Raw genomic sequence first — 6,126 nt, 5'->3', positions numbered from 1 at the left:
CCGCACCCTGTCTTTAAACATAATGATTATTTAGGGGTGACAACAATCCTGACACAGGGGGAATCTTTGGGGCATAAATCATCATTCAACATTTTCAATTCATTACTAACGTTAATGAATTGATGTTGTAAACGACTAACAACCTCTTCCCAAGTGTATAAACTAACTTTATCCATCTTCATTTTGGGAGGCGGAGTTGTCTTAGTTAAAGCTTCTGCCTTTCCTATTAGATAGTTTTTCTTTTTAGTCATTGGATATTCCTTTATCTTATATAGTTACTTCATTGATTTTTTTTCTAATCGTATCCCTACTAACTTGGGTTAACTTCGCCGCTTTTTGTTTTGGAATTCCAAAGTCTGATACTAATTTTAAAGCTAAACTAATGCGCTCTGTACGAGTTATTTTTGTGACATCAGGCAACAAATAATTTAATGCGTTTTCCTCAAATGACTTAGGATTTATCAATTTAAGTTTACGCAGCTTCAAAACTGTCCTCTTGATGTTACTGTACGACGTCCCCTTAAGGCTATCAACTAAAAGCTCTACCCATTGACCAAAATCACTCAAGTCTTGACCTAAAAACTTATTCACAGCTAGCCTAACATGCTCGTCATTAGGGTTTTCAAATGATATTTCCATATCAAAACGCCTCCAGAGAGCGGGATCGACTAATTCTGGATGATTTGTTGCCGCAATTAAAAGGCCATCTGAAGGCCAATTTTCAAGCTCTTGAAGCATGATTGTAACTAAGCGTTTAAGTTCTCCAACATCAGCTTCATCGCTTCTTTTTTTTGCGATAGCATCGATTTCGTCCAACAACAATACACAAGGATGTGTTTTAGCAAATTCGATAACAGCTCTCAAATTATTACCTGTTTTCCCCAAAAAACTACTCATAACAGATGTTAAGTCGAGTACATAAAATGGTAGATTCAGTTTTGAAGATAACCATCGTGCAGTTATAGTTTTACCTACACCTGGCGGCCCTTGAAAAATCAAAGAGCTTGTAGGTCTTAATCCTTTTTCTAACAATGCACTAGAATGCTGTCTTTCTGATATTACTTGCTCTAAACAACTACTCATTGCTTGGTCAAGCAATGGCTCTTCTACGGATATACCTTCGAAAGATTTTAATAGAGTCAAATTTTCATCAGTTGATGGAATACTCATATCACCATGTATTGGTGATGCCTTGCGTAACACTGATGAACTTCTTGATGGTGCGACTTTAAGAAGATTCTCTAATGCAATAGCTGTTTCCGGTTCAGTTTTTCTCATGGTTCTAACTAATTTTGCAACATATAACCTCACATCAGATTCTTTCCCTTCAAGAGACAACCTTGCAATGTTAACGATTTGTTCTGAATTCATTGTAAAACCCTATAGCTTTTAAGCACAGCCAGCAGCAAGATAAATAGTGACTACTTAGCAATAATTTTACGATTGTAGTCACTGATGCGAAAAATAACCAGATATAAGTGGATTTATACAGTTATTTTTTGTGGCTAGTTTTCAGTTCAATAACACATCGTAGCCACAAATGCTTTTTAAGTTCACATATACCATTCGCATATACTTGCTCAAATAAACACCGAGAATGCTAACTTTGTACAGTCATAAAGTAATTTAGTTCCGTTTGCTGATCTTCGACTGATTAGGTTTTGCATCATTCAATAACTTCAAAAAACCATCAAAACAAAAACACCCAAAAATAATTTAAGTTTTCCTAAGTTTAACCTTGACCTCAAACTTAAGTTATCCTAAATTGAATTTAAGAAAACTTAACCCACTACCGAGGACAGGGAAATGATTCTAGCGAAAGTTCACACCACACCTAAGCAACGCGATGAGTTTCGTCTACTGGTTGCAATACGTTTTGCCTGCTTGATGGCGCTGGCCAAGGGCCACACAGACCCCATGGATTGCCCACGGGTGCAAGCCCGATGCGCCGAACTGGTAAAGCATTTTGCCTATCACCACCCAAGCCCTGCGTTTTACCGTCAGTTCATCCGCCACACGGGCGAGCTCGGGCTCAACTTCAGCCTGCGCTTCACTGAGCCCCAACAAGGCTTGTACGGCAAGGTGATGGTGTGGCGTAACGAACAGGCGGCCACTAACGTGCATCCGCTGCAACTCACCCAAGCGGAGCAACCAACATGAAAGGCATCAACACCGCGTTTTTGCTTATGGCCCAGTTCAACAAAGTGATAGTGCCACTGGATCAAATCAGCAAAGAGTATTTTGGCCTCGAACCGCGTACCGCGGCCAACTATGCCAAAGCCGGCCGCTTGCCCTTAGCCGCCTTTCGCACCGGTAACAGCAACAAAGCGCCTTGGATGGTCAATGTCACCGACCTTGCCGAATACCTCGACAAGCAACGCGACGCCGCCAAGCAAGATCAAATCAACTTAGCGTAATCAGCGGCTCAGTGGGGAGGTATCTATGTTTTTTGTTTACGGCGTGTCCATGACCTTAGCGAAAAAACAAGCAGCTAAAAAGTGCAGCGTATACGAAGGCGTACAGCCGAAGCGTCGCGAACTCAGCCCCGCGGAATACCAAGCCAAGCTAGATGAAATGGCAAAGGCCAAGTTTGAAACCATGAAGCCACAAAAGCTGTCGCATTCGCTCTCAACGCCTTCGCTCTGCGCGCAATACATTGAGCTAGCAAAAAAACAGGACAAATGCCGCGACCTGCACGTTCGTTACCGCAAACCCACGGGCAAGGTTAACCCCAAGACCAAGAAAGAGATTGTCAGCTGGGTGGTCTACAACGGCGAAATCGCCGCGTAACGCAACCCTAATTTCAGTAAAAACAGTGCAGTAAAAACAGTGCAGTGAAAACAGAGAAGAGAGTATCGATATGAGTTACTACAAAATTACCAATGCAAACGCAGTGCAAGCATTCAAAGCCTTTGATGCGGCTAAAGCAAACTTGATTGAGCAAGCCACTAAATTAGCCGACCACTTCGGCGGCAAACCTATTTTTAGCAATCGCGTTGACTGCATTTCGTGTGCTGGCATTAACTTTCACAACTTCAACCAGCTTGAAAACAATCATTTATGGCTCAAGCCTAAAGCGGCCAATTGCTTTGCTTCATCGCCTAAATACGGCAAACCCAAAGCCGCAGACCGTGAAGCGATGGAAGCTATAAAAGCTAAATACAACGCCATGATGCCTGTAGAAGTTTCACGCATACCTCTTCTAGCGGCGATTGGTACAAATTGGGGTGACTGCTTATTCGCCCCGCTTTCGCTGTTCCTGCACGATGATGTTATTTACCTCGATACCCGCCTAAGTCTTATCGATGCGACCGAGATATTTGGCAGCGAATACGAAGCCGTAAAAAGTGCTTATCAAGCCGCAAAAGTTGAGGTGAAAGCATGAGCCAACGTATCGAATGCAGTCGCCGCACCTGCCGCTGGACTGGTACAGAATCACAGTTAGAAGAAGTGTATGCAACAAATGGACTTTATAACTGCGTTTGCCCTAAATGCGGCTGCAAATCTTATTACCAATTACCAGAGCCAAAAACCAATAAGCGCGTTAAAAATGCGAATGAATTAATCAAAGTAATATCCGAACATGGCCGAAAATTCTTCGAGCACAAAGGGGTTATAGCAACGCTTGAGCTGGATAAAAGAGGCAGGGTCTGGCTAGTTGATGAATATAGCAAAGCACGGGTTTACACCCACTACAGTGGTAAGTGGAGCGGGTTTCACCATGGAGGAACATTACGCGACTTAGTGTGCGCCATGCGTGACTACATTACCAACGGCACTCTGATACCACTAGATTGGATAGCGCCTACTCGTTGTAACCCTGAGAACGGCGACATTTGGGGCTATGGAAAAGAAGCCGCTGCCGCTGTTCGTGCCGCAGCTGCACAACTGCCCATAATCAAGCAAGGAGAGCAAGCGTGAACTTACAGCAATTAGTAGAAATGGACATGGGTAGTGCTGTCGATTGGCTGATTGAAAATCAATATGACTTTGCCCTAGTTCCAAAAAAGCCTACCGAAGCAATGTGCGAAGCATTTCATCAAGCGCAGGAAGAGTGGGATGAAGGTGGCGTTGATTCACCAGATCATCAATGGAATGCGATGTTAAAGACCTACGAGAAAGAATCGAAAGAAGGTGAGGTATGAACCAACAACTCACCCAAAAGCAAATTGCAGCAAGGGCTTACTACCAAGCGCATAAGGAAAGTATCAAAGCGCAAAAACGCGCTAAATACGCACCTAAAGCGCGAAAGCTAAAAGTGATGAAAGTCGCCAACTCATCTACCACACCGCCATCAATAGTTGCACCTAAAACACAAACAGTACGATTTCAGCAGGAAAAAGAAACTGTAATTCAGTCTGTGAGGATATCGGCTGAAGATAAAGTTCGCTTGGATAAACGCCGCCGCATCGAGAATATCAAACTAGCTAAAGAGTTGGGCTTAAGCATTGAGGATTTTGAATGATGAACCACTTACTCCCAGGCTTTGAATCACAAGAGCGCGTTGCGTTATTGCTGTCGCTTACCCGCATTAGTTCGCCCGAAGTGATTGCCGCGTTAACGCTGCATTACACCAGCGCCCTGCCCGCCGAACGCGCTGCGGCTCGCCACGGTATTGAGCTATCAAACTTTATGCGCGGGCAAAAGAAGCTAGAGCAAATCGCCGCCACGGTCGAGGCCATTAAAGCCATCGACTGGGCCAAGCTGCAATTAACTCATTTGCAATCAACCGCTTTGCTAACAAGCCCTTTGCAACCGAAGCAGGTGGCCTAAATGACTCAATCAGCGGCGTTTCGCCATCTGTTAAATCATTACCGCAGCCATAAGTTAAGCCTGTTACTCAAGGCTACAACGGGCGACAGCATCAAAATCGCGCTGGCGCTCGGCGCGTTAGATTGCCTTTACTGGCAAGCCTTGGGCAACGGCTTAACCAACTTAGCCAAGGGCATTAGCCGCACCATAGTGTATTCGTACCGATATCACCCAATGCGCCTGCCCTGCCATTCGCCAGTCAGCCAAACCAGCGACAACCAAAACAAGGAGGCGGCATGAATACGTTTAGCACCAAAGATGGCGTGGTGACGTTATCTAAGCCCTACTCCACCTTGATGTGCGATCCGCAACAAATCGAAGTGAAGTACACCCCCAACAATTACCACGGCTGGGGCATTTGTAAGTCTTTTAACGCCATCGAGTGCAGCGACTTTGGCCAAGCCGACGCAGAAGTATTCGCACTCAACGCAGAATCAAAACTCAGGATAACAGGAGAAGCAGCATGAACCCAATACAAGCAGCAACAGTAGAACGTGAAGAAGGTTATTGGACCCATCCAGATTTGCCCGAGTGGGACGAAGGCGTAACCCGTGTTGAGTGTGAAGCATGGGCTGCCGAAAACGGTGGCGAGTTTGTGGCGATTTGGTTTGAACTCGACGCGCATGAAAACCTCATCGAGCGCTACTTTGACGAGGGCGATAACGATATCAGCGACTGGCAACCCATTTGCGACAAGGCCGGCTCATTCTTACTGAGTATTCACGACACCGAAGATGGCCCCGTCGCACTGTTCTTCGCACCTAAGGACAGAGAGGTGGCGTGACGTCCAAAGCATCGCCCCTGCGAGGTCCTGCCCCACAGGGGCGATGCTGCCTTTGCTTGTTAAATGCTTATACTTTGATGGTGCCATTGGACCACCCCTCTACTAGCTGGCCAATATTGGTTGCAACCTTTTGAAACCTACCCTCAATTGGATAGAAAGCCCAAACCCCAGGCTTATGGATACGGTAACAAAACTCAATACCATCAGCACCGGCATGACCAATAACCAAGTGCTGATGTTCATTGCTTATAGTGACATCAGTTAACGGAAGCACTAACTGCAAGAAAGACTGCTCATCATAATGGCCACCCTCGTACCTTGATAAGTACTCAGCGCAATCATAATTTTCATCTAAGAATCTCTTGGCAAACACTCTGATTCCTTGGGGCATTTAACGCCCCAATAAGGGGCTGATAATGCTTGGCTAAACTGTGAAGCGGAGCGAAACTGAGCCAAGCTTTAGCAGTCCCGCACTTAATTGGCTTATTAGGTGTATTATTGCATGCACATTATAGAATCCGAACTATAAC

At 45.1% G+C, this 6,126-nt stretch carries 14 protein-coding genes; 11 read left to right on the top strand and 3 right to left on the bottom strand.

Going from position 1 to position 6,126, the window contains the following annotated elements; genetic code table 11:
• Positions 1-26: 26 nt before the first annotated feature.
• Both K5Q99_RS21060 and K5Q99_RS21055 read right to left on the bottom strand, forming a co-directional pair.
• Positions 27-251 carry a hypothetical protein gene (locus K5Q99_RS21060; protein ID WP_220778033.1) on the bottom strand — a complete coding sequence of 75 codons (225 nt, stop codon included), beginning with the start codon at positions 249-251 and terminating at the stop codon, positions 27-29.
• Between the two features lie 16 nt (positions 252-267).
• Positions 268-1,371 carry an AAA family ATPase gene (locus K5Q99_RS21055; protein WP_220778032.1) on the bottom strand — a complete coding sequence of 368 codons (1,104 nt, stop codon included), beginning with the start codon at positions 1,369-1,371 and terminating at the stop codon, positions 268-270.
• Between the two features lie 435 nt (positions 1,372-1,806).
• On the opposite strand from K5Q99_RS21055, the gene K5Q99_RS21050 reads away from it, so the two are divergent.
• The 11 genes from K5Q99_RS21050 (at position 1,807) to K5Q99_RS21000 (ending at position 5,596) form a co-directional block, all read left to right on the top strand.
• Complete coding sequence (locus K5Q99_RS21050; protein ID WP_220778031.1) at positions 1,807-2,160, top strand: hypothetical protein; 354 nt, start codon at positions 1,807-1,809, stop codon at positions 2,158-2,160.
• On the top strand, positions 2,157-2,417 hold the full coding sequence (locus tag K5Q99_RS21045; protein WP_012088261.1) for a pyocin activator PrtN family protein: 261 nt from the start codon (positions 2,157-2,159) through the stop codon (positions 2,415-2,417). The genes K5Q99_RS21050 and K5Q99_RS21045 overlap by 4 nt, the downstream gene beginning before the upstream one ends.
• A gap of 25 nt (positions 2,418-2,442) precedes the next feature.
• Positions 2,443-2,790, top strand: a complete 348-nt coding sequence (locus K5Q99_RS21040) for a hypothetical protein (RefSeq protein ID WP_220778030.1) — start codon at positions 2,443-2,445, stop codon at positions 2,788-2,790.
• A 70-nt stretch (positions 2,791-2,860) separates the two neighbouring features.
• Entirely contained in the window at positions 2,861-3,385 is a 525-nt protein-coding gene (locus K5Q99_RS21035) for a Mu-Gp12 family protein (protein WP_220778029.1), read from the top strand.
• Entirely contained in the window at positions 3,382-3,921 is a 540-nt protein-coding gene (locus K5Q99_RS21030) for a YoqU family phage-derived protein (protein ID WP_220778028.1), read from the top strand. Before K5Q99_RS21035 ends, K5Q99_RS21030 begins: the two co-directional genes overlap by 4 nt.
• Positions 3,918-4,145, top strand: a complete 228-nt coding sequence (locus K5Q99_RS21025) for a hypothetical protein (protein WP_220778027.1) — start codon at positions 3,918-3,920, stop codon at positions 4,143-4,145. Before K5Q99_RS21030 ends, K5Q99_RS21025 begins: the two co-directional genes overlap by 4 nt.
• Positions 4,142-4,465 carry a hypothetical protein gene (locus K5Q99_RS21020; RefSeq protein ID WP_220778026.1) on the top strand — a complete coding sequence of 108 codons (324 nt, stop codon included), beginning with the start codon at positions 4,142-4,144 and terminating at the stop codon, positions 4,463-4,465. Before K5Q99_RS21025 ends, K5Q99_RS21020 begins: the two co-directional genes overlap by 4 nt.
• Complete coding sequence (locus K5Q99_RS21015) at positions 4,465-4,773, top strand: hypothetical protein (protein ID WP_220778034.1); 309 nt, start codon at positions 4,465-4,467, stop codon at positions 4,771-4,773. The genes K5Q99_RS21020 and K5Q99_RS21015 overlap by 1 nt, the downstream gene beginning before the upstream one ends.
• Complete coding sequence (locus tag K5Q99_RS21010) at positions 4,774-5,052, top strand: hypothetical protein (protein ID WP_011847799.1); 279 nt, start codon at positions 4,774-4,776, stop codon at positions 5,050-5,052.
• Positions 5,049-5,279, top strand: a complete 231-nt coding sequence (locus K5Q99_RS21005) for a hypothetical protein (protein WP_220778025.1) — start codon at positions 5,049-5,051, stop codon at positions 5,277-5,279. Before K5Q99_RS21010 ends, K5Q99_RS21005 begins: the two co-directional genes overlap by 4 nt.
• Complete coding sequence (locus K5Q99_RS21000) at positions 5,276-5,596, top strand: hypothetical protein (RefSeq protein ID WP_220778024.1); 321 nt, start codon at positions 5,276-5,278, stop codon at positions 5,594-5,596. The genes K5Q99_RS21005 and K5Q99_RS21000 overlap by 4 nt, the downstream gene beginning before the upstream one ends.
• 67 nt (positions 5,597-5,663) lie before the next feature.
• On the opposite strand, the gene K5Q99_RS20995 is transcribed toward K5Q99_RS21000, so the two are convergent.
• Positions 5,664-5,969 carry a hypothetical protein gene (locus K5Q99_RS20995; protein ID WP_105251424.1) on the bottom strand — a complete coding sequence of 102 codons (306 nt, stop codon included), beginning with the start codon at positions 5,967-5,969 and terminating at the stop codon, positions 5,664-5,666.
• Positions 5,970-6,126 lie beyond the last annotated feature (157 nt).

Source organism: Shewanella hafniensis (genome assembly GCF_019655335.1).
Classification (GTDB): Bacteria; Pseudomonadota; Gammaproteobacteria; order Enterobacterales; family Shewanellaceae; genus Shewanella; species Shewanella hafniensis.
Note: the sequence above shows the minus strand (reverse complement) of the source record. Positions and strands in the feature narration are given on the sequence as shown.

What these genes read in the sequence shown, in the direction of transcription:
- K5Q99_RS21040 (WP_220778030.1), top strand. Translation starts at nt 2,443, where the DNA reads ATGTTTTTTGTTTACGGCGTGTCCATGACCTTAGCGAAAAAACAAGCA.
- K5Q99_RS21000 (WP_220778024.1), top strand. Translation starts at nt 5,276, where the DNA reads ATGAACCCAATACAAGCAGCAACAGTAGAACGTGAAGAAGGTTATTGG.
- K5Q99_RS21020 (WP_220778026.1), top strand. Translation starts at nt 4,142, where the DNA reads ATGAACCAACAACTCACCCAAAAGCAAATTGCAGCAAGGGCTTACTAC.
- K5Q99_RS21010 (WP_011847799.1), top strand. Translation starts at nt 4,774, where the DNA reads ATGACTCAATCAGCGGCGTTTCGCCATCTGTTAAATCATTACCGCAGC.
- K5Q99_RS21055 (WP_220778032.1), bottom strand. Translation starts at nt 1,371, where the DNA reads ATGAATTCAGAACAAATCGTTAACATTGCAAGGTTGTCTCTTGAAGGG.
- K5Q99_RS21035 (WP_220778029.1), top strand. Translation starts at nt 2,861, where the DNA reads ATGAGTTACTACAAAATTACCAATGCAAACGCAGTGCAAGCATTCAAA.
- K5Q99_RS21005 (WP_220778025.1), top strand. Translation starts at nt 5,049, where the DNA reads ATGAATACGTTTAGCACCAAAGATGGCGTGGTGACGTTATCTAAGCCC.
- K5Q99_RS21045 (WP_012088261.1), top strand. Translation starts at nt 2,157, where the DNA reads ATGAAAGGCATCAACACCGCGTTTTTGCTTATGGCCCAGTTCAACAAA.
- K5Q99_RS21060 (WP_220778033.1), bottom strand. Translation starts at nt 251, where the DNA reads ATGACTAAAAAGAAAAACTATCTAATAGGAAAGGCAGAAGCTTTAACT.
- K5Q99_RS21050 (WP_220778031.1), top strand. Translation starts at nt 1,807, where the DNA reads ATGATTCTAGCGAAAGTTCACACCACACCTAAGCAACGCGATGAGTTT.
- K5Q99_RS21030 (WP_220778028.1), top strand. Translation starts at nt 3,382, where the DNA reads ATGAGCCAACGTATCGAATGCAGTCGCCGCACCTGCCGCTGGACTGGT.
- K5Q99_RS21015 (WP_220778034.1), top strand. Translation starts at nt 4,465, where the DNA reads ATGAACCACTTACTCCCAGGCTTTGAATCACAAGAGCGCGTTGCGTTA.